Source organism: Rahnella sp. PAMC25559 (genome assembly GCF_050632365.1).
Taxonomy (GTDB): Bacteria; Pseudomonadota; Gammaproteobacteria; order Enterobacterales; family Enterobacteriaceae; genus Rahnella; species Rahnella rivi.
Genome location: NZ_CP192543.1, coordinates 1,919,003 through 1,942,805, shown reverse-complemented (window position 1 = coordinate 1,942,805; position 23,803 = coordinate 1,919,003). Strand labels below are relative to the sequence as shown.

The window sequence follows — 23,803 nt, the reverse complement described above, 5'->3', positions numbered from 1 at the left end:
GGATTAATAACGCGTTGAGAAACGGTATCCCGTGCCACGGACAGTCTGAATCATTCTGTCATGTCCACTGGTTTCCAGCGCTTTACGTAAACGACGAATATGCACGTCCACGGTGCGATCTTCCACATAAACGTTAGTGCCCCAGACGTTATTCAGCAACTGTTCGCGGCTGTAAACACGTTCTGAGTGGGTCATAAAGAAGTGTAATAATTTGAATTCGGTCGGCCCCATGTCGAGCGCCTGCTCGTTGGCCATCACCCGGTGAGAGGAAGGATCCAGGCTCAGCCCCTGCATGTCGATCACCTCTTCCACCGCCATCGGAGAAATGCGGCGCATTACCGCTTTGATGCGGGCAACCAGTTCTTTCGGAGAAAACGGTTTGGTGATGTAATCATCGGCACCCACTTCGAGGCCGCGCACCCGATCTTCTTCTTCACCGCGTGCGGTCAGCATCATCACCGGGATTTCGCGGGTCAGGGCTTCACGTTTAAGGTGCTTAATAAACTGAATACCGGAGCCGCCCGGTAACATCCAGTCGAGCAGGATAAGCTCAGGATAAGGCTCGACCAGCTGGGCCACCGCGGAATCAAAATCTTCAGCTTCAACAGCCTGATAGCCATTTTGTTCCAGTACAAAACACACCATTTCACGAATAGGAGCTTCGTCTTCAACCACTAATATACGTCTAGCCATCGTAGGTCCTGCCAATAGGTTAGCGATCTTTTATTTGATTGCGGGCGCCATTATGCGTCAGTTTTGTGACAGATTTATGAATAGAAAGGATGGTTCATTACCCGGCAATTTAACAGCCATCTTGCTGAAATGCGTCCGATTTTCTCAGGACATCGTCCCCCGTCGGCGTTTATACTTTGCGCCATTGTTACCGCACCGCGAACCACAGGGAGTTTCATGCGCCTGATCCACACCTCAGACTGGCATCTTGGCCAGTATTTCTTTACCAAAAGCCGCGCCGCCGAGCATCAGGCCTTTCTGCGCTGGCTGACGGAACAGGTGGAAAATCATCAGGTTGATGCCGTGATCGTGGCCGGTGACATTTTCGATACCGGCTCACCGCCGAGCTATGCCCGCGAACTGTATAACCGCTTCGTGGTGGAATTACAACGCACCGGCTGTCAGCTGATTGTGCTGGCCGGTAATCATGATTCCGTCGCCACGTTAAATGAATCCCGCGAGCTGCTTTCCTGTCTCAATACCCGGGTGATCGCCACCGTCGGCGAAGATCTGTCTGAGCAAGTGCTGGTGTTAAATCAGCGCAATGGTACGCCGGGAGCCGTACTGTGCGCGATCCCCTTTTTACGCCCGCGCGATTTAATTGCCAGTCAGGCAGGGCAATCCGGCAGCGACAAACAGCTGGCCTTACAGGAAGCCATTGCCGCGCATTATGATGCGCTGTGGCACGCTGCGCAGGCCAAACGCGACCAACTGGGTCTGCCGCTGCCGATCATCGCCACCGGCCATCTGACCACCGTTGGCGTCAGCACCTCTGATTCCGTGCGCGACATCTATATAGGGACTCTTGATGCCTTTCCGGCGCAGGCGTTCCCGCCGGTGGACTACGTCGCGCTCGGCCATATCCACCGCGCGCAGTGCGTGGCAAAAACGGAACATATCCGTTACAGCGGTTCCCCTATTCCCCTCAGTTTTGATGAGCTGAGCAAAGCCAAAAGCGTCTATCTGCTGGATTTCGACGGTGCCACGCTCAACGCCATCGACACGCTGGAGATCCCCGTTTTCCAGCCGATGCAAATCATCAAAGGCTCGCTGGCGGAGATTGAACGGCAGCTGGCGCACTTCACCGGAGGCGATGTCACAAAACCGGTCTGGCTGGATATTGAAGTGGCGACGCAGGATTATCTCAGCGACATTCAGCGCCGCATTCAGGCGCTGACCGCCGAACTGCCGGTGGAGGTCGTGTTACTGCGCCGCAGTAAAGAACAACGTATTCACAGCATCGAACAGCAGGAAAAAGAAACCCTCAGCGAGCTGAGCGTCAGCGACGTTTTTGAACGCAGATTGTCGCTGGAAGCGGATACGGATGAACCGCGCCAGACGCGGATGCGCACGCTGTTCGCCCAGGTTGTCGAACAGGTCACCAGCGGTCAGAGCACGGAGGGCAGCGCACAATGAAAATTCTCAGCCTGCGTTTAAAAAACCTGAACTCGCTGGCAGGCGAATGGAAAATTGATTTCACCGCCGAGCCGTTCGCCAGCAACGGTTTGTTCGCCATCACCGGCCCGACCGGCGCGGGGAAAACTACCCTGCTCGATGCCATTTGTATGGCGCTTTATCATCGAACTCCTCGTATAAAGGATATCTCTAGTCAAAATGAACTGATGACCCGCCATACCGCCGAATCACTGGCCGAAGTGGAGTTTGAAGTGAAAGGCATCGGCTATCGCGCATTCTGGAGTCAGCGCCGCGCAAAAAACTCACCGGACGGCAATTTACAGGCGCCCAAAGTCGAGCTGGCCTTGCTGGCCGACGGAAAAATTCTGGCAGATAAAGTGCGCGATAAACTCGATGCCATCGCCGAACTGACCGGACTGGATTTTGGCCGTTTCACCAAATCGATGATGTTGTCGCAGGGCCAGTTCGCGGCGTTTCTGAATGCCGACGCCAACGACCGCGCCGAGCTGCTGGAAGAACTCACCGGCACCGAAATCTACGGTCTGCTGTCAGAACGCGTGTTTGAACAGCATAAAGAGGCACGCGTCACCCTGGACGGTTTGCATCAACGCATGGCCGGTATCGAACTGCTTAGCGAAGAACAGCGTCAGGCGCTGGAAACAGAACTGACTGAGCTGAATGCGCAGGAAATCAGCCTCAGCCGGCAGGCGCAGCAGCGCCAGCAGGATCTTAACTGGCTGCAACAGTGGCAGCAGGTGCAGCAAAAACTTCAGCAGTCTCAGCAGCAACTGAGCGCCGCAGAGCAGGAAAATTTGTCTGCCGCGCCGCAATTGCAGCAACTGGCACGCAGCGAACCGGCAGAAAAACTGCGTCCGTTACTCAATGATCGCCAGCGTTGTCAGGATGAATCGCAACGACTTGAGCAGCAACTGACGCAGCTCACGCAGCAACAGGAACAGCAAATTGCACAGATGACGCCGCTGACTCTGGCGGTAGAACAGGCGCAAACCGCACGCCTGAAACAGGCGGAAGAACAGCGACAGACGCAGACGCTGATTGAAGAAAAAATCCTGCCGCTGGATGGCGAAATTATCCAGTGGCGTAAATCACTGGCCGACACGCAGCAGTCGGTCAGTGACATGCAGAAACTGGTCAGTGAGCATAACGCGACGCGGGTGCAAATGACCGCCGAACGTCAGAAACTGGACGAAGAAAGCCGTCAGCATCAGACCCGTCAGACCGCGCTGACCGATGCGCTGAACGCCGCACAACAGCGTCAGACTGAGCTGGAAAAACAGCATCCTTTGGCAACATGGCAGAAACGGCAAACAGAGCTGGCGCAGCTGCGCCCGGTGCGGCAACAGCTGTATTCACTCGCGCAGATTTTCCCTCAGCTGAACCAGCGCGTGCAGCAACAGCAAAAAGATTTGGCGCAATATCAGACGCAGCTGGCCGAAGAGGAACAGCGGCTGGGCGCGATCCGCCTGCAATGTCAGAAACAGCTGGAGCACCTGAACGACGTCAAAGCATTGCATAAACAGGAAATGCTGATCGTCAGCCTTGAAGCTGAACGAGCCAGTCTGCAAAGCGGCAAAGCCTGCCCGCTGTGCGGTTCCACATCCCATCCGGCCATTGAACACTATCAGGAGGTTAAACCTTCTGAAACGGCGCTGCGCGTCGAGAAAATGCAGCTGGAATTCGATGCGGCAAAAGCCAGCGGCATTGAGCTGGCAGCGAAAATCAAAAGCCTGAAAGAACAGCAAACACGCGTGCAAACCCAGCTGGAGCAGGAAAGCCAGCAACTGAATGCGCATACCGAAAACTGGCAGCGACTCAGCGCGCCGCTGAATCTGACATTCGGATTGCAGGATACCCTGGCCATTCAGCAGTGGCTGGCGGAACGCGACGAAGAAGAACAGCAGTCACAGGATCTGATTAACCAGCACGAACAACTGGCGCGGGCGTTGCAGCAGGCGAAAGATGCCCTGAATGACGCCCTGAACGCGCAGCAGAAAGTGCAGCAGCAAAGCGTATTGCTGACCGAACGCATTACCCGACTGGAAGAGACGCAGGCTAAAACTCAGCAGGACTTTGCGCGGCTGCAAAAGCTGTTCACGGAAGGTGAGAAATCTCTTTCAGAACTGAATGCCAAACGCCTCGAACTGTTCGGTGACCGCCAGGTGGCGCAGGTTCGCGAGCACTTACATCAGCAACAACAGGCGGCGGAAAAAGCGGTCAGTGACGCACAGGGCGCGCTGCAAAAAGCGCAGGAACTGCGCGATCAGCTGGCCGGTCAGCTGGCGAGTATGCAGCAGCAACAATTGCAGGCTACGGAACAATTGAAGCGGGCGGAACAGGTGTGGCAACAAGCGCTGAGCGCCAGCGGATTTGCCGATGAAGCCGCGGTGACACTGGCCCTGCTCGACGACGCACTGCGTCAGCAACTTCAGCAGCGTAAAGAACATCTGCAACAACAACTGGCGCAGGCGAACGCATTGCTGAGCGATGCCAAAGCACAGCGGGAAAAACATCGCCTTGCCCGCCCTGCCCGTCTGAGTGAAACAGAAAACGATCTCGAAACCCTGACGGCGCAGCAGGCGGAACTGGCACAACAGCTGAAAGCCTTACAGCAACGTCTGGGCGAAATAACCAATAAACTTAACGACGATAAAGCGCGAAGCGGCAACCAACAGGCGCTGATTGCTCAGATTGCGCAGGCACAGCTGACGTGTGACGACTGGGGCTATCTGAATCAGATGATTGGCTCAAGCGACGGCGCGAAATTCCGTAAATTCGCGCAAGGTCTGACGCTCGATCACCTGGTGTATCTGGCGAACCGTCAGCTGGAAAAACTGCATGGCCGTTATCTGTTGCAGCGCAAAACCAGCGATGCGCTGGAGTTGCAGGTGGTCGATACCTGGCAGGCCGATGCGGTGCGCGATACCCGCACGCTCTCCGGAGGCGAAAGTTTCCTGGTCAGTCTGGCGCTGGCGCTGGCGCTTTCTGATCTGGTGAGCGATAAAACCCGTATAGATTCGCTGTTCCTCGACGAAGGTTTCGGCACGCTCGATGCTGACACGCTGGACACTGCGCTCGACGCCCTCGACAGCCTGAATGCCTCAGGTAAAACCATCGGTGTGATAAGCCATGTGGAAGCCATGAAAGATCGCATTCCGGTGCAAATCAAAGTCACCAAAGTGAACGGGCTGGGTGTCAGCCGCCTGAGCAGCGAATTTAAAGTCTGAACGTCAACCCGCAGGCCATCCCGCTAGCAATCTTGCTACCGGTTGCCCTGCGGTGGATCCCCTCTCTGCACATCCGCACAATAATCGCACCGTCACGGTGCGTCACAGCCTGTCAACCTGCTGAATTATCGGTTATTTCCTTCGGGTGACGATCTGGCACGCCCTGTGCTTACTGTTATGTATACAAGTTGCAGTACAAGCTGCACTGCCTGCAAAACAGCCAAGGGGAACGCCGATGAAAAACGACAAACCTGAAAACCTTCCGGTCAATACACAACGCCGCCAGATGATGAAATGGCTGGCGATTACCGGCGGTGTCATGACACTCGGCGGGATGATCCCGACCACCGTTTTCGCCGCCGATGATGATGAAATTCGCATCGGCTACTGGCCTATCGTCGGCGGTTTGCCTCTCTATGTCGCTCTCGAACAAGGGTTCTTCAAAGAGGCCGGGCTGAACGTGAAAGGCGTTAAATTTGCCAGCGCGCAGCAAATTGTTGAAGGGATGATCACCGGCAGGATCCACGGCTGCGCCAACGGTACGGCCACCGGCGCACTTGGGCTGGGGGCCATTACTTCCCCGGATCTTTTCAAAATCATCTGCTCGAACCCGTCCAATCATCAGCTGGTGCTGGATGAATTTCTGGTGCCGCTGAATAGCACCGCGAAAGCAATCAGCGATCTGAAAGGCAAAAAGATCGCCTGCGGTCCGGGGATCCAGAACGTCACCATGGCGAAGATCATTCTGGAGAAAAATGGATTCACCAATCCTTCCGTGATTGAACTGCCGGTCGGGCAACACGCGCCTGCGCTGGCCGCCGGACAAATCGACGGTGTGTATACGCTCGAACCCACCGGCACCGTCGGACGCATGAAAAACCTCTCCCGCACGCTGGAAACCGGCGTGATTTCGAAATACGTGCTCGGCAATGCGGACGCCCCGTGGTTTGGCGGCGCGGCGGCGCTGAACTCCAGCTTTATCGCCAGCAAACCTGAAGAGACGAAAAAGTTTATTGCCGCTTATCAGAAAGCGGTGGAATTCATTGCGGCGCATCCTGATAAAGCCCGTGAAAACGTCGCCGGTTACACCAGCATTGAACCCGCGCTGGTGAAAGAAGTGCCACTGCCAGGCTTCGTGATGTATCCGGGGTTAAAAGGCGAGAATCTGCAATGGTTCCAAAAATTTTATGACGTCTTTACCGAAAGAAAAATCTTCAGCAAACCGGTGGATGTCGCTTCGCTGATCTATCAGGGATAAGGGGAAAAATGATGACATCACCATGGTCTTCAAGATTATTGCCACTGATCGGCCCTGTCCTGCTGTTTCTGTTCTGGCAACTGGCAGTGAGCGCAAAATGGCTGAATCCGGTACTGCTGCCTTCTCCCGTCGACACGCTGGGCTTTATGTTTCAGTCGTTTTCGGATGTCTCCATGCGCACCGACATCGGCGCGACGCTATACCGCACGCTGGTGGCGTTCGGCTTCGCCGCAGTCATTGGCGTCCCGCTCGGCGTGATTTTGGGCAGTAACGAAAAGGTCTATCGCAGCCTGGAATTTCTGATCGACTTCTTCCGCTCCACGCCCTCATCCGCGCTGATCCCGCTGTTCATGCTGATTTTCGGCATCACGGATGCTAACAAAATTGCCATCGCCGCCTTTGCCGCCGTGCTGGTCATTCTGTTTAACAGCGCCTACGGCGTGATGAACGCCAAGAAAACCCGCCTGATGGCGGCCAGGGTGATGGGGATTTCCCGCTGGCACATTTTCAAAGACATTTTGCTGATGGAAAGCCTGGCCCAGACGTTCGTGGGTCTGCGTACCGGTGTGTCGATAGCGCTGGTGATCGTGATTGTCGCCGAAATGTTTATCGGATCGGAAACCGGCCTCGGCCATCGGATCATTGATGCCCAGCAGGTCTTCAACATCAAAGACATGTACGCCTCAATCCTGATCACCGGTGCGCTGGGCTATTTACTGAACCTGGCCTTTTTGCTGATCGAGAAAAAAACTGTCCACTGGAGTAGCAAAGCATGACGCAACCTCTCTCGCTGAACCCCGGTTACAAAGGCCCGCAACTGCCGCAATACGCCACGCGACCGGATACCCATGTGACCATTCGCGGCCTGACCAAAGCCTTTGCCGGACAGCCGTTGTATACCGATCTCAATCTGGACTTGCCGCGCGGAAAAATCGTCTCGATCTTCGGCCCGAACGGCTGCGGTAAATCAACGTTAATGAACATGATTGCCGGGCTGATTCCGGTTGATAAAGGCGACATTCTGTTTGACGGCAAGACGCTAGCGCAGACCACCATCGGCTATGTGTTTCAGAACTACCGCGACGCGCTGTTTCCGTGGATGAGCGCGCGCGCCAACATCGCCTATCCGCTGGTGCGCCACGGCATGAGTAAGGCTGAGGTGAACGCGCGGGTTGAAGAACTGACGCAGATGTTTGATATCCGTTTTGATCTAAAACGCTATCCGTATGAGCTTTCCGGCGGCCAGCAGCAAACCGTGTGCATCATGCGCGCGCTGGCGACGCGCCCGGAAGTGATGTTCCTCGACGAGCCTTTCTCGGCGCTGGATTTCGAAATGACGCTGTTTATCCGCGATAAATTGCAGGAAGTGCAGCTGGCAACCGGCGTCACCATGCTGATTGTTTCTCACGATCTGGAAGATGCGGTATTTCTGGCGGATGAAATCTTACTGCTGACGCGACGGCCAACACAGATTGCGGAAATCGTACCTTTCGATCTTCCCCGCCCGCGCGGTTCAGAAATCATGAGCCACCCGGAGTTTATCCGTGTGAAAGCGCATACGCTGGACGTTTTTAAACGGGAGATGGCGCTTTAACGGGGGAGTGTTGATTAAAATCAGGGGCGCAAATTCTGCGCCCCTGAAAGCTGATGATGGCTTACAACGCAAAACGCGACTGCGGCCACAACCAGGCGGCACCGCGCACGCCGCTGGAATCGCCGTGAACGGCCTTGAGGATAGGGGTTTCGCATTCCCCGCCGAATACCCACTGCTTCGCCAGCAGAGGAACGGTCTGATACAAACGATCGACGTTACTCATGCCGCCACCGAACACAATCACATCCGGGTCGAGAATATTCACCACGTTCGCCAGCGCTTTTGCCAGACGACGTTCGTAGCGGCCAAGTGCCAGTTCAGCGGTTTCGTCGCCCTGCTCCACCAGCGCAATAATCTCTGCACCTTTGAGACGCTGGCCTGAAAGACGGAAGTAGTCCTCGGCAAAACCGGTACCGGAAACAAACGTCTCGACGCAGCCTGATTTCCCGCAGTAACACGGCACTTCGCGGGCGAACTGGATTTCTTCTTCATCCTGCCACGGCAGCGGATTGTGCCCCCATTCGCCTGCATTACCGTTGCCGCCTGCGTGCGCCACGCCGTGCAGCGCCACGCCCGAACCGCAGCCGGTGCCGATGATCACGACAAACACGGTCTGACGGCCCGCGCCTGCGCCATCGGTGGCTTCGGACACCGCCAGGCAATTGGCGTCGTTGGCAATATGCACCTCACGGTTGAGCAGCAGCGCCAGATCTTCATCCAGCTGTTGTCCGTTCAGCCACACGGAGTTTGAGTTCTTCACTTTACCGGTAAACGGAGAAAGCGTGCCGGGAATGCCAAGCCCCACGCTGCCGCGCTGACCGGTGGCTTTCTCGGCGTCCAGCACCAGCCCTTCGATCGCTTTCAGCGTGCGTTCGTAGTCATTTCTCGGCGTATCGACCCGTTTGCGAAACAGCTCTTTACCTTCATCAGATAACGCGATGACTTCTATTTTTGTGCCGCCTAAATCAATGCCAATTCGCACGTGTCGTTCTCCTTTTACACTTTGCAGGGTCAGTTTTTTTGTGTTTATTCAGTTTAGAAGCCAGAGGCGTCTGTCACCAGAATAAGCTGTTATGCAATGTTACAGGGCGCGGTGATTTCTTAACGACGACGGACTCTCAATTGGTTATCATGCCGCCCTGCATTCATTTATTCAGCGTACCACGAGTGCGCCGGAACAGGGATAACGCCATGTTATGGTTTAAGAATTTGTTGGTTTACCGTTTGAGCCGTGAAGTTTCGTTATCTGCTGACGAAATGGAAAAACAGCTCAGCGCTTTCACCTTTACCCCGTGCGGCAGCCAGGACATGGCGAAAACCGGCTGGGTTTCGCCGATGGGTTCTCACGGTGGCGACGCGCTGACTCACGTCAACGGCGGCCAGATCCTGATCTGCGCCCGTAAAGAAGAAAAAATCCTGCCTTCTCCGGTGATCAAACAGGAGTTACAGGCCAAGATCGACCAGCTCGAAGGTGAACAACACCGTAAGCTGAAGAAAACCGAAAAAGATTCCCTCAAAGATGAAGTGCTGCACAGCCTGATGCCGCGCGCATTCAGCCGCTACAGCCAGACGTTCATGTGGATCGATACCGTGAACGGCCTGATCATGGTCGATGCCGCCAGCGCCAAAAAAGCCGAAGACATGCTGGCGCTGCTGCGCAAAAGCCTCGGTTCACTGCCGGTCGTGCCATTAACGATGGAAAGCCCGATCGAACTGACGCTGACGGAATGGGTGCGTTCCGGCGACACGCCGGCCGGTTTTACTTTGCAGGACGAAGCCGAGCTGAAAGCGATTCTGGAAGAAGGCGGCGTGATCCGCTGTAAGAAACAGGCGCTGGTCAGCGACGAAATCGCTACTCACATTGAGAACGGCAAACTGGTGACCAAGCTGGCGGTAGACTGGCAGGAACGCATTGCCGTGGTACTGGCCGATGACGGCAGCATCAAGCGTCTGAAATTCAGTGACGTTATCCGTGATCAAAACGAAGATATCGACCGCGAAGATTTCGCAGGCCGCTTTGATGCTGATTTCGTGCTGATGACCGGAGAACTGGCGGCGCTGATTCAGAATCTGATTGAAGCGCTGGGCGGCGAAGCGCAACGCTAACACCGCATGCCAAATGCAGAAAAGGCGCTCATTGGGCGCCTTTTTTACATTTATTGTGTCTGAAGGAATTACTTGGTCAGGTATTTACACAGGTATGAGGTGGTTTCACCCACCTGCAAGTTGAATTCACTTTTGCCCGGAATGTAGAAGGTTTCGCCTGGCTTAAACACCTGCCAGTCCGGAGAGCCAGGGATCAGCACTTTCAGCGAGCCACTGATGACCGTCATTTCTTCCGGTTTTGCTGTGCCAAATGTGTATTCACCGACGGCCATCACGCCAACGCTGGCGGCACCCGTACTTTCGCTGTCAAAACCAATCGATTTTACTTTCCCGTCAAAATACTCATTATTTTTCAACATTGATTGGCCCTTTGCGATAAATTTAAGAGCTTCCATATTAGGGGCAAAAACCCGCGGCTGTCACTGATTATTACAGGTTTATCCGCACCAGACGACACCGCCCGCAAAGCGTCATCACTGATTTGATTTTACGCCTGCACAGTGCCATTGTGGGGAGTCAGCTTTCTGCAATCACCGCAGCCCGTCACCGCTTACGCCACCAGTTCTGCCGCCAGTTGCACCATCAGCACATTCGCCAGCAGCACCGGCACATCGAGATGTTGCTCAAGCACTTTAACGTGATGATGGTTGTAGCCGATACAATCGAGCACCACCACTTCCGCCCCCTGCTCAGCAAAGCGTTTGGCCGCTTCCGTCAGTGCCTGATCGTCCGTTAAATACGGGCTGGCCACCGCAAAGCACGGTGGTTTTTCCAGTTTTCGCCATTTGTTGGCCTGCCAGCCAATCTGCGATTCCACCGGCACCACGATTCCTGCGCGATGCGTCCCCACCATCGCACCGATCAACGGAGGGATCATGCGTTCAGGCTCGATCAGCAATGCACTGCTTGCGTGTAACTGACCAAACTCGCCACCGCACAGCAGCAAAATCGTGGTACATCCCTGCGCTTCCAGCTGATCGATTTTTTCCTGCAATCCGCGTTCGGCGTTGGCCGCAGACAGTAAAATCTGCGAACCATCCAGCAAAACGGCGACCAGCACTGCATCGCCCTCTTGCGGCGCATAACGCTGCTCTATTTGCTCCCTGCTTAGGCCGTCCAGTAACCCGAAGTGTGTCACGGGTTCGTCCGGCAGATGCGCCGTCAGCAGCGGCATAATATCGCTGCGCGGTGCCTGACCAATGGTCAGGGTCGCAAAAGAAGTCATCATAAGCGTGATTTCCCATCTTTCAGGCCATACAGCCCGGAAAGACGCAGTGAACGGAGAAACTCAGATATCGTCAATGTGTTGGCTAAACTCATCACAAAATCCTCTTAAAACACGTAACCGGCGCAAACGCGCACGAGCTAAAACGGTTACGAACGCTGTTCATCATTGGAACAGTCATTGTGTCGTACTGGCTAAAAATAAGCCCTGGTGTCGGTCTGGTACTCGCTTTACTTTTAACGTCAGCAGTCACGCCTGACGTATTTACTGCAAATCGGACAACTTCAGATTATTTCCCCAGTCATCATCACCGAGTTTCTCAGCAATTTTTCGGGTAACGGCAATCAAACCGTCTTTTATTCCGTCCGGTATGCCCTTTCCTTCAGAAGGTGAAGAGAACGACAAACCTAATCCAACAATTTCATTGCGGTGTTTATTAAAAATGCTGGTGGCTAAAGAACTGATGCCCTGCAACGTTTCGTTGTTGGCAAAAGACAAACCGGTCTGCCGGATTTCAGCCAGGCGCACTAATAATAAATCGATGCTTTTCGGCGAATTCGCCGAGTTCACGTGATAAATACCCTTGTAACGCTCGCGCACTTCTTCGTCGCTGTAGCGGGCCAGGATCGCCCGGCCAATGGCCGTTTCATGCGCAGGCAGCAGGCTGCCCGCCGGTGTCATCACCTGCAGATACGTCCTGCCGGGAAACATGCGCATGACCATAATGTCGCGCCCTTCCAGTATCGACACGTATCCGGTGCACTGGGTCAGCTGGCTCAGCTGCGTCATATAAGGTGATGTCGCATCCACCAGCGGCGTCGAAAGATAATGGCTGGATACCGCCAGTAATAATTTTCCTATGCGATATAAACGGCTGTCCGGATCACGCTCTAACAGCCCTTGCGTTTCCATCGTCATTAATAACCGGGAAACCGTACTTTTTGGCAATTGTAAACTGCTCACCACATCACTGAATGACAAACCCGGATGCCCCTGACTGACACCCTGCCGGGAAAATAACTTCAGCACTGACGTCGCATTCTCTAATGTGCTCATAAAGAGAGAAGTTCCGATATGTGGAACAAGGTTCCTGTTAAGTTGTTTGAAAAATAGTGCTGATACGTGTCAGCGTCAAGGCGTTTATTTTTGCGCAAATGAAATTGCGGTTAAGGAATATGCTTAAAGATAATCCTAAGACCATTTAATAAAGAGAAGGAGGGGGAATAATGCCGAATATTTATGAGGTGACGGATGTAAAACCCAGCAGAATGTAGCGATTAAAGATTCCGCAAAATATACAGCGCAATGGAGGCTTCAACGAGGATAATCGTGATCGACCAGATAGCAGGCATCGCTTTGCTATGCTGGTGAAAGAATGACATCAGGGGTTTCATCATGGGGTCCGTTGTGGAAGTGTAAAGTAATCACCTGAGGTATTACTTTACGCCTATGCATTCACCAGAACAATATCGACCGGTCGTGACGCAACGCACATCTGATGGCCCGTTTTGTTTACGCCTGCCAAAATCCTGCCTGTGCGGACATAAAAAAACGAGCCATCAGGGCTCGTTTTTTATGTCCACGCCAGGCGTTCAGCGCACCATCTGTAATGCCAGGGCATCCATGATGGCATTGACGACCTGTGCGGGATCCTGCGTGCCGTCCACGACATGATGAGCGGCCTGCTGATACAACGCTTCACGCTCATTCAGCACCTGCATCATTTCCTCAGTAATCGGCTTGCCCGTCAGCGTCGGACGCTGGTCTTCCATCGGCGCATCTTCCAGACGATTGGCAAGCGTAGAGGCCGGTGAACGCAGATAAATCACGGTGCCGGCCTGACGCATAAACTCACGATTTTCGGCAGAGAGCACCACGCCTCCGCCGGTCGCCACCACGGTGAGCGGTGAGCTGATGGTTTTCAGCGTCTCGGTTTCACGGCGGCGAAAACCCTGCCAGCCTTCACGGTCAACGATATCAGCCACACTGAGGCCGGAGGTGCGCAGCAAATGCAGATCGGTGTCGGAAAATTTATAGCCCAGCGCATTGGCCAGAGCACTTCCAACCGTCGTTTTGCCCGCGCCACGCGCGCCTACCATGAAAATGGGTTGTGTCATTAACGCTGTCCTTAATTCCCTGGGAGCCTCGTTGCTCATCTGATGAAAATCCATCATTGACCTGAAGGATAAATGTCAAAAATCGTACGTTGAAATGCCGACGCGGTGTACTCGCGAAATAGTACAACAAAAAAGCCTCACTGGCAGGTTTTTGTCACCTGCCGGTGAAGCTTCTGTAGCGTTTTATTTACGCCCCCCCTGGCATGATACTGATAAATCCTTGCAGCGCAATATTCTCAGCAGGGTCAGGCGGTAAAGTGCTGTATCAGTGTGGTTTACAAATATAGACCAGAGCCGGGGGGAAATTCTTCACCACACGAATTTTTTTCCAGGTGAAGTAGCGTGAGAGCATTTTTTCAGAAAGATGACTGTACTGGAACAGCACCAGCACCCCGTCCTTCTCCTTCAGTTGCTGCTGTGTTCTTTGCAAAATTCTCATGCTGATCCGCGTGGGTATTGAGAGCAGAGGCAGGCAGGAAAACACGGCGTCGTAGCCGCCCGTGAGATGTTCCGCGGAGTGCGCCATGACCTGCAGACGCGGGTCGTCGATCAGATTCAGTTTACGGATAAACGCAGGCTGGATCTCAAAGGCATCAAGCCGGGCATCAGCACGCATACGGTTCAAAATACGTCGGGTCAGTACGCCATCAGCAGCCCCTAACTCCGCGATATGTAAGGATGTTGTCCAGTCGATCTGGTTGAGCATGGCATGGCACAACCAGGGAGACGACGGCATCAGCGTTCCCATGGTCCGTGGTGAACTAATAAAATTCTGCAAATAAAAAAATTGATTCTGGATCGAAAGACCGGTGTTCTTAATCGTCATTCTCGCGGCATTCAACATATTAACCACCTCCTGAAAACATAGACCCTTATATAACAGAAAAATTCTTAAGAAATGATTATTAAGGGGAATAAACGTCAGGAGGAACAATTAAAAACAAATCACATGAGATAACTCCCAAAAAAGGAGGTATGCGCAGGTCCGGGTACAAATAAAAAGGCCAATGTCAGGTGACATTGGCCTTCTCACATACTCTCTGAAGTCAGTCAGATGTTATTTATACAACTCAACATTTGCACGGTTCAGGCTGGAGTCACCCGGCGTACCGGCACCGACAACGCGGTAATGTGTTGCGCCTTTATCGCTGGCGATCTGGTTCAGCGCATCCGTCATGCTGCCTGGAACGGTGCTGGGGGCGCTGACAGAAACCATACCCAGTGACTGATAAGTCCCACTTTCAGCCTGCTGTGCAGTGATTGGGGAAGCGGCCAGCGCAGAGAATGAAGCAACCGTAATGGCAACAGCAGTAATTGCAGGTAAGAGTTTCATATTACGCACCTTTCTTTCGTTAGTTTCGTTAATTAATGGAGCGGAAGCAATCCGTTGAAATAATTATCGCTTAACGAATGAAAGCAGGCGTAATGCAACGTAAAGAAGTTTAACCTTTGTGGTAAAAATAAGGAGGGAATGAAAGTAAATATGTAGACACTGATAAGCTGAGGAGAATTAAAGATATTTTATGGAGAAATGATGAAGAGTTTTCAAAGTTATTTAGGACCGGCACAACATTCGCACGAATCGACGGCGGAGTGCAATCACTGATATGATTATTTTTTATGAATTTTCTGCTTCCCTGATCACCTGCACAGTCAGGAACGCAGATTCGGGTTTCCGCGCGGGCGGAACTCATTTTAACAAGAAACGTAAAACGCTTTTATGGAGAGCATAAATTATGGCAGGTGGTAGCCTTCTGGCTTTGATCGATGACATTGCATCAATTCTTGATGACGTAGCGGCGATGAGTAAAGTCGCGGCCAAGAAAACGGCCAGCGTACTGGGAGACGACTTAGCGCTCAATGCGCAGCAGGTCACAGGGGTTAAGGCTGACCGGGAGCTGCCCATCGTCTGGGCGGTGGCTAAAGGGTCCATGCTGAATAAGGCCATTCTGGTGCCGCTGGCTTTGCTTATCAGCGCCTTTATTCCCTGGGCAATTACGCCGCTGCTGATGATTGGGGGCGCGTATCTGTGTTACGAAGGGTTCGAAAAAATCGCGCATAAACTGATGCCCGGCAAGCATCATGAAGAAGAAAAACCGGCGGCTGAGCAGGTAAAAAATGAAGCCGACGCTAAAAAGCTCGAAAAAGAGAAAGTAAAAGGCGCCGTCCGGACTGACTTCATTTTGTCGGCCGAAATCATTGTGATTTCTCTCGGTATCGTCTCCGCCGCACCGTTCATCAATCAGGTCACCGTCATGGTGCTGATTGCCGTCGCGATGACCATTGGCGTGTACGGGCTGGTGGGGGCGATTGTGAAAATCGACGATGCCGGTTTATACCTGAGCAAACTGTCCGGCGAAAGTAGCGTCATGAACGGCGTACGCGCATTTGGCCGCGGCATCGTGAATCTCGCCCCGTGGCTGATGAAAACGCTGTCAGTGGTGGGGACTGTCGCCATGTTCCTGGTCGGTGGCAGCATTATCAGCCACGGGCTGCCGTTTATGCACAGCCTGATTGAGCCTCTGACGCACGGCCACGAAAGCTGGGTGAATACGCTGATTACCGGTGCAACGGATTTAGTTGTCGGTCTGATTGTCGGCGCGGCCGTACTGGCGCTGGTAATGATTGGGCAGAAAATGTTTGGTAAGAAATAAAACCGCCATATTTCGATAATACCTCTGCAGCGAAGATTAACACTCTGCTGCAGAGGCTATTGTCAGCTCAGTAAAACCCACGGCAATTAAAACATCTGCCATGATTAATAGAAAAGGTGAAACAATCCGCGATGGCGCCTTGGAAAATGGCTTTCCTCAAGGATCTTGAAACGCTCATCTGAATCAGGTGTGCGGTAGAAATGAAGTCTCTCTGATTTATAATAGCCTCGAATATAGTAGGCCTGATATTCGCCACTTTTACTTTGCCCCCATGAATGATCATTGGGTGCCGGTGGCTTGTCTGTGACTGAAAAGCCCGCCATCTCAGGTTGATATTGAGGATAATTCCAGCTTTGCATATTATTAGTGCATCCGCCGTTATGATAGGCCGCCTGACATTCCTCAAGGGTACTGAATTTCTTCATTTTTCCCTTCATGTAGTGTCTGGCAGCATACTCGGAGAACTGACAAAGGGCCATTGGGCTGCCGGATGTATGGCATTGTTCAGCATTTTTAAAAATCATCGGATCATTACGAGAAGGAAAAATAAAAAAACCGGCTATCACCAAAGCGATAAAAAACATGGCGATATTCTGACGTGTAAACCTATTAATAATACGATCATACAGTTCGTTAAAATAATTAAAAACCATGGAAATATCCTTATAAACACATGAGGTATAAAAAGACCCATGGAGTTTATAAGCTTTCGGGGAAGAGTTCACTGCCAATTTATTCACTGACCGCGTTATTTATTAAACCATAATTTATTTATATAGTAATTACCCCACAAGCCGTTATATATATTCCTCATGAATATTTCACAATAACAATATCAAAATCTGCTTAAACTCATTGCCCCTGCCGGTCGGGAAAGACAATGAGCAAGCGTCACTGATTTCAGTTCTTCGATGCCACCAGCATCATAATATCGCTGGTGAAGGTGCCGTCGGGCTGTATCTCGTAATGTTTTACCACGTCATCTGACATCACTTTTTGCAGCTCACGGATAGCCACAGCGAAGTGTTCCGGGGTGCGCATCCTTGCGATCCAGCTGGTGTACTCCAGCGGCAGACGATCCGTTGTGACCTCACCGGCGATCAGACCGGCTTCAGACGCCATCTTCAGCCATTCACCTGGCGAATAATTGCGAACATGCGAAGTGTCGCGCAGCACCTCGACGGTTTGCAGGTAAATATCCAGCAGCGGATGCCCCGGCGACACGACGTCCATCATGATGAATTTTCCGCCCGGTTTCAGCACACGCGCCACTTCACGCAGCGCCTGTCCGACATCATGCCAGTGGTGTGCAGAATAACGGCTGATTATCACATCCGCGCTGTGGTCGTCGAACGGCAGCGATTCCGCCACGCCCTGCCGCACCGTGATGTTATTCAGCTGTTTGTCGCTGGCCGCCTGCGCGACCACATCCAGCATTTGCGCGGATAAATCATAGGCGATCACATTTTTCACCGCACCTGCGGCAACAAAACTGGCATGGCCTGCGCCACAGCCTAAATCGATCACCTGCGCCTCTTTATATGGCGCCAGCAGCGTCGCCAGACGTTGCAAATCTTTGCCCTGCGAGTGAACCGCGCTGGTCAGATAATCCTGCGCCTGTGAACCAAATTGCTTATCAACCGCCTGACTGTGGGTATTTTTCATGTTCATCATTGCTCCTGTCTGTCTTGTTTTTTGTCACAGGAATTCGGGTTTCGCGTGACCTCAAAATCACTATAGGCATTGTTCTATACGGGTACAATATGAGCGTTTATACTGGTATGAGTTGATTCCTGTCTGAGAGAAAACAATGATGGATAATACAGAGTCGCTCAGCGGCCCGAAGGCGCTGGGTTTATTTTTGCGCACGCACCGCGAACGTACCACGCCTGAAATGGTCGGCCTGCCGGGGTCCTCGCGCCGCCGGACCAGCGGACTGCGCCGCGAGGAGCTGGCACAAATCAGCGGTATCAGCGCCACCTGGTACACCTGGATTGAACAGGGGCGCGATGTGTCAATCTCTGCCACTACGCTCAACAGTCTCGCCAAAGCGTTACGGATGGAGCCGGCCGCCCGCGACTATCTGTTCAGTTTAGCCTCGATGAAAGACCCGCAGGCGGTGCCCTCGCCCACGGCACCCGGCGTTGGCCTGAAAAACTGTGTCAATCAGCTGACCTGCCCTGCCTACCTGCTCGACAGCAGCTGGAACGTGCTGGCGTGGAATCCGCCAGCCGGTGCCCTGTTCAGCGGCTGGCTGGATGTGGATCCTCAGCCTAATCTGCTGGATTTTATGTTTCTCAATCCCTTAGCGCGTCAGCTGGTCACCGACTGGGCGGAGCGCGCCAAGCGGGTGGTCGCTGAATTTCGCGCTGAAACCAGCCATTACGCGCATTCAGATGCGGTGCGTCAGACCGTTATCAGCCTGCGTGAACGCAGCGACGGGTTTGATCAGTGGTGGACGCAGCAGGAGGTGCTGGCGCGCGAAGGCGGCGAGCGGCATTTTAATCATCCACGTGACGGGGGAAAAAGTTACCGCCAGCAGACCTTTTTCCCGGCGGGATATGCCGAATGTAAGCTGGTTATGCTGGTGCCTGAAGGGGACAACTGACGGGCTGACAGCCCTGTTTTACCTCACTAAATCGGCGTTCCCGGCAATTGACATATCATTGCCGTATGTGTGAGGCTGATTCGATTGATTCCCCGTATTATTTCTACACTGACGGATAATGATCATGATGACACGCCAGATTTATCAGGATGACGACATCGAGATTCGTGTGGCGACCGAACTTGAGGCCGTGCTGCACGTTGCGGCGATCCAGGATTCGGTCAATGAAATTGGCGCCTGGGAAACCTGGTGCACCGAAAGCTACACGGCGGATGACAGCCGCAAATATCTCGCAGACAGTGAACTGAAACGCCATCGCGGCGCTGAGTTCAATTTCTGTTTGTTTGAGCGCGCCAGCGGTAATCTGATTGGCAGCGTGAGCCTCAACCGCATCGTTCATGAATATAAGTTCGCAAATCTTGGCTATTGGATGCGCACCGGTTACACCGGGCGCGGTCTGGCAACGCTGGCGGTCAGAGCCGCGGCACGTTTCGCCTTTACCGAACTCGAACTGACGCGACTGGAAATTGTGGCGATGGAAGGCAATGCCCGCAGCCGCCGCGTGGCGGAAAAAGCAGGCGCCACTTCCGAAGGCCTGCACCGCAACCGGCTTTATTATCATGGTCAGCCGCGCGACGCCTGGGTCTATTCCCTGATCCCAGGCGATCTCTGAGCTGGCTTCACAAAAAAGATAAGGCACTGAACATGACTTTTTCTACCCATACCGTATCTACCGACTGGCTGGCGAAGAATCTGAATTCACCGGACGTCGTCATTATCGATTGTCGTAAATCCAAGCCCGGCATTACGCCGCCGATTGATTTCCATGGAAAATATCTCGAAGCGCACATTCCCAACGCCATTTACGTGGAAGTGGACGCCATCTCCGATTGCTCAACCGGCCTGCCGCATATGATGCCGACGGCGGAGGCGTTCTCCGCGTCGATGAGCCGTTTAGGCGTGGCCGACACGCAAACTATCGTGCTTTATGATGAAGGCGATTTGTTCTCCGCACCACGCGTCTGGTGGATGCTGACCAGCTTCGGCGCGAAAAGTGTACGCGTGCTGGACGGGGGGCTGAATGCCTGGATTGCCGAAGGTAAACCGACACAAAGCGGCGAACACACCCGTGTGCCATCAACGTTTAACGCAAAACTGGTACGTCCGGTGGTGGTCGACGCGCAGCAGGTCAAAGCGTCACTCGGCAAGGTGCAAATCATCGACGCCCGTTCGCTGGCGCGCTTTAAAGCTGAAGCGCCGGAACCGCGTCCGGGTCTGCACGGCGGCCATATCCCCGGCAGTATCAGCGTGCCTTTTACTGAGCTGACGCAGGACGGGCACCTGAAAGCGCCGGATGCGCTGAAAGCGACCTTTGAACGTCTGGGCGTGGATCTGCATAAACCGGTGATCACCAGTTGCGGATCGGGCGTGACTGCCGCCGCACTGGCATTCGGGCTGGATGCGCTGGGTGTGAAAGAGGTGTCGCTGTACGACGGTTCCTGGGCGGAATGGGGCGACGTAAACGAAGATTACCCTATTGAAACGCACTGAAACCGGTGAAGCGCGTAAACCCTCGCCGGGCTGAGAAGCCCGGTTTTTTTATGCCGTTTTTTGCAAGGTGAGCTCGCTCACGCCAAACGACTGAGCAATCTCTTTCATCAGGGTGATCACGCCGTAAGCCCGTCTCGGGACTTCCGTGAACGCCTCGATCAGCAGCGGCTGGCTGACCGGTTCCTGCGCGATTTCACGCAGCGCCTGCCGCAACAGGAGCAGATGTCCGGGGGAGGTGTGTGGCGAAGTGATAAGCGGCAGGCCGGGAACGGCCGCCGTTTGTCCGACCACAATCAGGCCGCGAAGCGCGTCCGGTTCTGAGCGCTGCAGCAACGCCATGGTGACGCAATCCACCGCCGCGATATCCGCTTTATTCTGCTGAACAACGTGCAGCGACTCCCGGTGGCTGCCGGTGGCGCTGGCGGCAGAAAAGAATTGCCCGGCGTGTGCCAGCGGCGCAACCAATGCACGCAGGCTGTTGTAGCCAGACTGAGAATCGGTGCTGTTAAAGGCCAGACGCCGGTGGCGGAAATCGGCCAGATGGCGCCCCTGATCGTCCTCGCGCGCGACTAAAAAACTTCTATAACGAAAACCATCACAGCCCGGCGCGAGATAGCTGAATGTGCCGACCAGTTGCACCTCAGGCAGGCTTTCTACCAGCGGAAATCCGCAGGTCTGGCTCAGCAGTAAATCAGGCATTTGCCAGTGAGCCAGTAAATCCTGCGGCCAGCTCAGGGTATCGGGGGTATCAGACAGGCCAAGCCGCCGGAGTTTATCGCGCAAAACGCTGGCGAAGGCCTCCACGTCGGCAGGTGAAATGGCGTACATCGGTAAGGACATCAGCATTATCCGGCGACTCCGTCAGAGGGTTTCCTGCTGATAATCATAGTCGCTGCGCTGCGGTTGCGCCGCTATTGCGTCCGGCGCAAAAGGATGGCTTTCCACTTTTACCGGGGAACGCGTGTGGTCGCGAAACCACTGCCGGTAACCTTTCACCACAAACCCCTCGCTGCGCGCTTTGTACGCTTCGCGGTCGGAAAAATAAACCTGACGCAGCGCAAACCACGGCACCCCCGGTAAATCGTGATGCACCAGGTGATAGTTCAGATTGAGAAACAGCAGACGCCACACAAAACCCGCTTCGTTCAGTGTCGATCTCGCTTGCGGTGCATGTTCTGCGCGGTGCTCGAAGAAGGACCGGACTTTGGTCAGGCTCAATGCCGGATAACTCACGGCCAGAACAAAATACAGCGGCGACAGCCCGCGCTGCGCCATCCAGCCAAGTAACACCGCCAGCATCGCGCCATGCACCAGCCACATAGTTGCCGGGCGCCACTCTCCGCGCAGTACAGCCAGCAGCGCCCCGGTCAGCGTACTCACGATATCTGACAGCGGGCCGAGCAGCATCCTACCCGGCAAGGTATTGCGCAGGCGGACAACCGCTTTCATGGCGGGCGACAGACTTTCCCAGCTGGCGCGGCTGAAATAATAGCCCTCCGGGTCATCGCCGGGCAGCGTGAGATGTTCATTGCGGTGATGTTGTAAATGCGTATCGCGATACAGGCCGTAGGGATACCAGACCGCCAGCGGCAAGGTGCCGAACAGCTGGTTCAGCCAGAGTTTGCGGGTCGGATGCCCGTGGATGAGTTCGTGTTGCAGCGACATATACCAGGTGGTGAACCAGACAAGCAGCGGCGTGCCCAACCATGGCCCGAGTTGATGCCAGTAAAACACCGTCGCAAACCAGCCGCCGTATACTGAGACAATCAGCAGCCAGGTGGGAATTTCCAGCCGCCACCAGACATGACGGGAGCGGGAGGTGATGTCGGCCCGCTGACGGGCGCTGAGGTAAAACGAAGAGGACGCCATAATGTGCCAGAGTAAAAAGACCTGACACATTATCGGGCAGCCGGAAGACGCCGCTAACTAACTTAAAACACTATCTATTGCCAGCCAGCGGCTAAAGGACTCAGCCCTGTATATCTTTTTGCAATGCCTGAGTAAATTCTTCCATCGGGCAGAAACCTTGTTTATCGACAGTACAGCCGTCGATTTGCAACGTCACACGCTGAGGCGGATTTTTAAGGCTCAGTGCCACATTGTTACGGATCTGCTTCGCCGTCGGATAAACGTATTCGATTTTCATCAGATCTTTATTGGCCTGCTTGTCATGCCAGCGCTGGAAGACCACGGTGCCGCTGATCGGCGTACGTTCGTACTGGCCAGGCAACTGGTAATCCTGCGTTTTCAGTGCGGCGAGCAGAGAAGCGATATTGGAATCATGCCCGACCAGCACCGCCAGTTTTGCCTGCTGAGCCGCTTTCTCATCGGCGGTATTGGCGTGTTGTGGATCCAGTGCACCGGCAATAAAGGTCAGCAGCGGTTTAGCCGCGTTCGCAGCAATGGCCGGAGAGCCAAACAGCGTCTCGTGATACAGATTTTTGATATTTTCCAGCTGTGTCCATTGCTCAGGCGTACTGATTTTTCCCCAGGCAATATCCTTCATCGGGAAACCTTCGTAATACTGCAACATGAACGCATCGGTCGCGCCGGTCGCCATTCGCAGAGGCCCGGTAATTCCCGGCTCTTTGCCCTGCGTCAGCACCACTTCCGATGGCTGAGAAGCCAGATCGCACTGCTGCTTCTCTTTACAGATCTTGCTGTTTTTGTAATCGAGGATGCTTTCCAGCAACTGGTAGTTTGGCTTGAGGCGCTGATTCAACCCCGTCAGACCGCCCTCGCCTGCGTGCTGGTTAATGGAATTCAGTGCGCCGGTTTTAAAGGTATCGTTCACTTCTGCGGTAATGATCGGGTTAAACACCGGATCCATTTTGCCGACTTCAACGCGGTTAAGTACCGTGACATCACAGCCAGGGAAAGCCCCGGTGGTGAAATGCTTCGCGGTATCAATGGTGCGCGGCAGGCTGTTGGCGTAGGTAAAGACCTGTGCATTTTCCGGGCATCCGGTGGCGGGCAGCAGTTTGTCCTTTGCCAGCCAGGCGCGGAAATAATGCCCCATGTGTTCAGAAATCTGGCCGCCTTTTGGCGTCAGTAATCCGCCTTCGGTTTTCCACACCGGCCAGGTGTGCGTGGTGGATTCGGCAAGCACATCACCATAATTCACCAGCGGCGCGCGGATGCCGTGGCGGCTGAGCACCAGCACTTGTTGCAGTTCGAGATTATCAGACTGTGCAGCCTGAGCGGCCGGTAAGATGAGCGGTAAAACGCAGGCAAAGGCTGACAACGCAAGATAACGGGATGCTTTTTTCACGAGTGATCCTCTTAATGAATAGTTTT

23 protein-coding genes are annotated in these 23,803 nt (G+C 53.9%); 10 read left to right on the top strand and 13 right to left on the bottom strand.

Annotated elements, in window-relative coordinates; all coding sequences use genetic code 11:
* Positions 1-3: 3 nt before the first annotated feature.
* Entirely contained in the window at positions 4-693 is a 690-nt protein-coding gene (gene phoB / locus ACQZQY_RS10180; RefSeq protein WP_056770970.1) for a phosphate response regulator transcription factor PhoB, read from the bottom strand.
* 216 nt (positions 694-909) lie between these two features.
* On the opposite strand from phoB, the gene sbcD reads away from it, so the two are divergent.
* The 5 genes from sbcD (at position 910) to ACQZQY_RS10155 (ending at position 8,245) form a co-directional block, all read left to right on the top strand.
* Positions 910-2,148, top strand: coding sequence for an exonuclease subunit SbcD (sbcD, locus tag ACQZQY_RS10175; protein ID WP_431297052.1), 1,239 nt, complete (start codon positions 910-912; stop codon positions 2,146-2,148).
* Positions 2,145-5,393, top strand: coding sequence for an exonuclease subunit SbcC (gene sbcC / locus ACQZQY_RS10170; protein ID WP_431297051.1), 3,249 nt, complete (start codon positions 2,145-2,147; stop codon positions 5,391-5,393). Before sbcD ends, sbcC begins: the two co-directional genes overlap by 4 nt.
* A 235-nt stretch (positions 5,394-5,628) precedes the next feature.
* The gene (locus ACQZQY_RS10165) at positions 5,629-6,651 is read left to right on the top strand and encodes an ABC transporter substrate-binding protein (RefSeq protein WP_122096022.1); all 1,023 of its coding nucleotides are present in this window, start codon (positions 5,629-5,631) and stop codon (positions 6,649-6,651) included.
* Between the two features lie 11 nt (positions 6,652-6,662).
* Entirely contained in the window at positions 6,663-7,427 is a 765-nt protein-coding gene (locus tag ACQZQY_RS10160; RefSeq protein ID WP_056770957.1) for an ABC transporter permease, read from the top strand.
* Positions 7,424-8,245 carry an ABC transporter ATP-binding protein gene (locus ACQZQY_RS10155; RefSeq protein WP_056770953.1) on the top strand — a complete coding sequence of 274 codons (822 nt, stop codon included), beginning with the start codon at positions 7,424-7,426 and terminating at the stop codon, positions 8,243-8,245. Before ACQZQY_RS10160 ends, ACQZQY_RS10155 begins: the two co-directional genes overlap by 4 nt.
* 61 nt (positions 8,246-8,306) lie before the next feature.
* Here ACQZQY_RS10155 and mak read toward each other — a convergent pair whose 3' ends face one another.
* On the bottom strand, positions 8,307-9,227 hold the full coding sequence (gene mak / locus ACQZQY_RS10150; protein WP_431297050.1) for a fructokinase: 921 nt from the start codon (positions 9,225-9,227) through the stop codon (positions 8,307-8,309).
* Between the two features lie 209 nt (positions 9,228-9,436).
* Here mak and rdgC point away from each other — a divergent pair, with 209 nt between their 5' ends.
* The gene (gene rdgC, locus ACQZQY_RS10145) at positions 9,437-10,351 is read left to right on the top strand and encodes a recombination-associated protein RdgC (protein WP_056770946.1); all 915 of its coding nucleotides are present in this window, start codon (positions 9,437-9,439) and stop codon (positions 10,349-10,351) included.
* 68 nt (positions 10,352-10,419) lie between these two features.
* On the opposite strand, the gene ppnP is transcribed toward rdgC, so the two are convergent.
* The 6 genes from ppnP to ACQZQY_RS10115 form a co-directional block, all read right to left on the bottom strand.
* Complete coding sequence (gene ppnP, locus ACQZQY_RS10140) at positions 10,420-10,710, bottom strand: pyrimidine/purine nucleoside phosphorylase (RefSeq protein ID WP_056770943.1); 291 nt, start codon at positions 10,708-10,710, stop codon at positions 10,420-10,422.
* Between the two features lie 191 nt (positions 10,711-10,901).
* On the bottom strand, positions 10,902-11,579 hold the full coding sequence (locus ACQZQY_RS10135; protein ID WP_056770939.1) for an AroM family protein: 678 nt from the start codon (positions 11,577-11,579) through the stop codon (positions 10,902-10,904).
* 261 nt (positions 11,580-11,840) lie between these two features.
* Positions 11,841-12,632, bottom strand: a complete 792-nt coding sequence (locus ACQZQY_RS10130) for an IclR family transcriptional regulator (protein WP_056770936.1) — start codon at positions 12,630-12,632, stop codon at positions 11,841-11,843.
* A gap of 536 nt (positions 12,633-13,168) precedes the next feature.
* On the bottom strand, positions 13,169-13,693 hold the full coding sequence (aroL, locus tag ACQZQY_RS10125) for a shikimate kinase AroL (RefSeq protein ID WP_056770933.1): 525 nt from the start codon (positions 13,691-13,693) through the stop codon (positions 13,169-13,171).
* Between the two features lie 265 nt (positions 13,694-13,958).
* Positions 13,959-14,537, bottom strand: coding sequence for a class I SAM-dependent methyltransferase (locus ACQZQY_RS10120; protein WP_122096024.1), 579 nt, complete (start codon positions 14,535-14,537; stop codon positions 13,959-13,961).
* A 213-nt stretch (positions 14,538-14,750) separates the two neighbouring features.
* Complete coding sequence (locus tag ACQZQY_RS10115) at positions 14,751-15,026, bottom strand: DUF1471 domain-containing protein (RefSeq protein ID WP_056770926.1); 276 nt, start codon at positions 15,024-15,026, stop codon at positions 14,751-14,753.
* A 403-nt stretch (positions 15,027-15,429) separates the two neighbouring features.
* On the opposite strand from ACQZQY_RS10115, the gene ACQZQY_RS10110 reads away from it, so the two are divergent.
* Positions 15,430-16,347: a DUF808 domain-containing protein gene (locus ACQZQY_RS10110; protein WP_122096025.1), complete on the top strand. Its 918-nt coding sequence runs from the start codon at positions 15,430-15,432 to the stop codon at positions 16,345-16,347.
* A 104-nt stretch (positions 16,348-16,451) separates the two neighbouring features.
* On the opposite strand, the gene ACQZQY_RS10105 is transcribed toward ACQZQY_RS10110, so the two are convergent.
* Both ACQZQY_RS10105 and ACQZQY_RS10100 read right to left on the bottom strand, forming a co-directional pair.
* A complete protein-coding gene (locus ACQZQY_RS10105) occupies positions 16,452-17,000 on the bottom strand; it encodes a DUF1190 domain-containing protein (protein ID WP_056770918.1) in 549 nt (182 codons plus the stop codon).
* Positions 17,001-17,247: 247 nt separating this feature from the next.
* Positions 17,248-18,018, bottom strand: a complete 771-nt coding sequence (locus ACQZQY_RS10100; protein WP_122096027.1) for a class I SAM-dependent methyltransferase — start codon at positions 18,016-18,018, stop codon at positions 17,248-17,250.
* A gap of 139 nt (positions 18,019-18,157) precedes the next feature.
* Here ACQZQY_RS10100 and ACQZQY_RS10095 point away from each other — a divergent pair, with 139 nt between their 5' ends.
* The 3 genes from ACQZQY_RS10095 to sseA all read left to right on the top strand — a co-directional run bounded on the left by ACQZQY_RS10095 (position 18,158) and on the right by sseA (position 20,506).
* On the top strand, positions 18,158-18,955 hold the full coding sequence (locus tag ACQZQY_RS10095) for a helix-turn-helix transcriptional regulator (protein ID WP_431297049.1): 798 nt from the start codon (positions 18,158-18,160) through the stop codon (positions 18,953-18,955).
* 124 nt (positions 18,956-19,079) lie between these two features.
* Positions 19,080-19,628: a GNAT family N-acetyltransferase gene (locus ACQZQY_RS10090; protein WP_431297048.1), complete on the top strand. Its 549-nt coding sequence runs from the start codon at positions 19,080-19,082 to the stop codon at positions 19,626-19,628.
* A gap of 32 nt (positions 19,629-19,660) precedes the next feature.
* Positions 19,661-20,506, top strand: coding sequence for a 3-mercaptopyruvate sulfurtransferase (gene sseA / locus ACQZQY_RS10085; protein WP_056770905.1), 846 nt, complete (start codon positions 19,661-19,663; stop codon positions 20,504-20,506).
* A gap of 48 nt (positions 20,507-20,554) precedes the next feature.
* Here the strand turns inward: sseA and ACQZQY_RS10080 are convergent, their stop codons facing one another.
* From ACQZQY_RS10080 to agp, 3 genes are all read right to left on the bottom strand, one after another.
* Positions 20,555-21,352 carry a phosphate/phosphite/phosphonate ABC transporter substrate-binding protein gene (locus ACQZQY_RS10080; RefSeq protein ID WP_431297047.1) on the bottom strand — a complete coding sequence of 266 codons (798 nt, stop codon included), beginning with the start codon at positions 21,350-21,352 and terminating at the stop codon, positions 20,555-20,557.
* Between the two features lie 15 nt (positions 21,353-21,367).
* A complete protein-coding gene (locus ACQZQY_RS10075; RefSeq protein ID WP_431297046.1) occupies positions 21,368-22,375 on the bottom strand; it encodes a fatty acid desaturase in 1,008 nt (335 codons plus the stop codon).
* Between the two features lie 100 nt (positions 22,376-22,475).
* Positions 22,476-23,777, bottom strand: a complete 1,302-nt coding sequence (gene agp / locus ACQZQY_RS10070) for a bifunctional glucose-1-phosphatase/inositol phosphatase (protein WP_390974512.1) — start codon at positions 23,775-23,777, stop codon at positions 22,476-22,478.
* Positions 23,778-23,803: the final 26 nt, after the last annotated feature.

What these genes read in the sequence shown, in the direction of transcription:
- ppnP (WP_056770943.1), bottom strand. Translation starts at nt 10,710, where the DNA reads ATGTTGAAAAATAATGAGTATTTTGACGGGAAAGTAAAATCGATTGGT.
- phoB (WP_056770970.1), bottom strand. Translation starts at nt 693, where the DNA reads ATGGCTAGACGTATATTAGTGGTTGAAGACGAAGCTCCTATTCGTGAA.
- ACQZQY_RS10115 (WP_056770926.1), bottom strand. Translation starts at nt 15,026, where the DNA reads ATGAAACTCTTACCTGCAATTACTGCTGTTGCCATTACGGTTGCTTCA.
- ACQZQY_RS10165 (WP_122096022.1), top strand. Translation starts at nt 5,629, where the DNA reads ATGAAAAACGACAAACCTGAAAACCTTCCGGTCAATACACAACGCCGC.
- ACQZQY_RS10155 (WP_056770953.1), top strand. Translation starts at nt 7,424, where the DNA reads ATGACGCAACCTCTCTCGCTGAACCCCGGTTACAAAGGCCCGCAACTG.
- rdgC (WP_056770946.1), top strand. Translation starts at nt 9,437, where the DNA reads ATGTTATGGTTTAAGAATTTGTTGGTTTACCGTTTGAGCCGTGAAGTT.
- ACQZQY_RS10105 (WP_056770918.1), bottom strand. Translation starts at nt 17,000, where the DNA reads ATGGTTTTTAATTATTTTAACGAACTGTATGATCGTATTATTAATAGG.
- ACQZQY_RS10110 (WP_122096025.1), top strand. Translation starts at nt 15,430, where the DNA reads ATGGCAGGTGGTAGCCTTCTGGCTTTGATCGATGACATTGCATCAATT.
- sbcD (WP_431297052.1), top strand. Translation starts at nt 910, where the DNA reads ATGCGCCTGATCCACACCTCAGACTGGCATCTTGGCCAGTATTTCTTT.
- sbcC (WP_431297051.1), top strand. Translation starts at nt 2,145, where the DNA reads ATGAAAATTCTCAGCCTGCGTTTAAAAAACCTGAACTCGCTGGCAGGC.
- aroL (WP_056770933.1), bottom strand. Translation starts at nt 13,693, where the DNA reads ATGACACAACCCATTTTCATGGTAGGCGCGCGTGGCGCGGGCAAAACG.
- ACQZQY_RS10135 (WP_056770939.1), bottom strand. Translation starts at nt 11,579, where the DNA reads ATGATGACTTCTTTTGCGACCCTGACCATTGGTCAGGCACCGCGCAGC.
- ACQZQY_RS10095 (WP_431297049.1), top strand. Translation starts at nt 18,158, where the DNA reads ATGATGGATAATACAGAGTCGCTCAGCGGCCCGAAGGCGCTGGGTTTA.
- ACQZQY_RS10120 (WP_122096024.1), bottom strand. Translation starts at nt 14,537, where the DNA reads ATGTTGAATGCCGCGAGAATGACGATTAAGAACACCGGTCTTTCGATC.
- ACQZQY_RS10160 (WP_056770957.1), top strand. Translation starts at nt 6,663, where the DNA reads ATGACATCACCATGGTCTTCAAGATTATTGCCACTGATCGGCCCTGTC.
- ACQZQY_RS10100 (WP_122096027.1), bottom strand. Translation starts at nt 18,018, where the DNA reads ATGAACATGAAAAATACCCACAGTCAGGCGGTTGATAAGCAATTTGGT.
- sseA (WP_056770905.1), top strand. Translation starts at nt 19,661, where the DNA reads ATGACTTTTTCTACCCATACCGTATCTACCGACTGGCTGGCGAAGAAT.
- ACQZQY_RS10075 (WP_431297046.1), bottom strand. Translation starts at nt 22,375, where the DNA reads ATGGCGTCCTCTTCGTTTTACCTCAGCGCCCGTCAGCGGGCCGACATC.
- ACQZQY_RS10130 (WP_056770936.1), bottom strand. Translation starts at nt 12,632, where the DNA reads ATGAGCACATTAGAGAATGCGACGTCAGTGCTGAAGTTATTTTCCCGG.
- ACQZQY_RS10090 (WP_431297048.1), top strand. Translation starts at nt 19,080, where the DNA reads ATGATGACACGCCAGATTTATCAGGATGACGACATCGAGATTCGTGTG.
- ACQZQY_RS10080 (WP_431297047.1), bottom strand. Translation starts at nt 21,352, where the DNA reads ATGCTGATGTCCTTACCGATGTACGCCATTTCACCTGCCGACGTGGAG.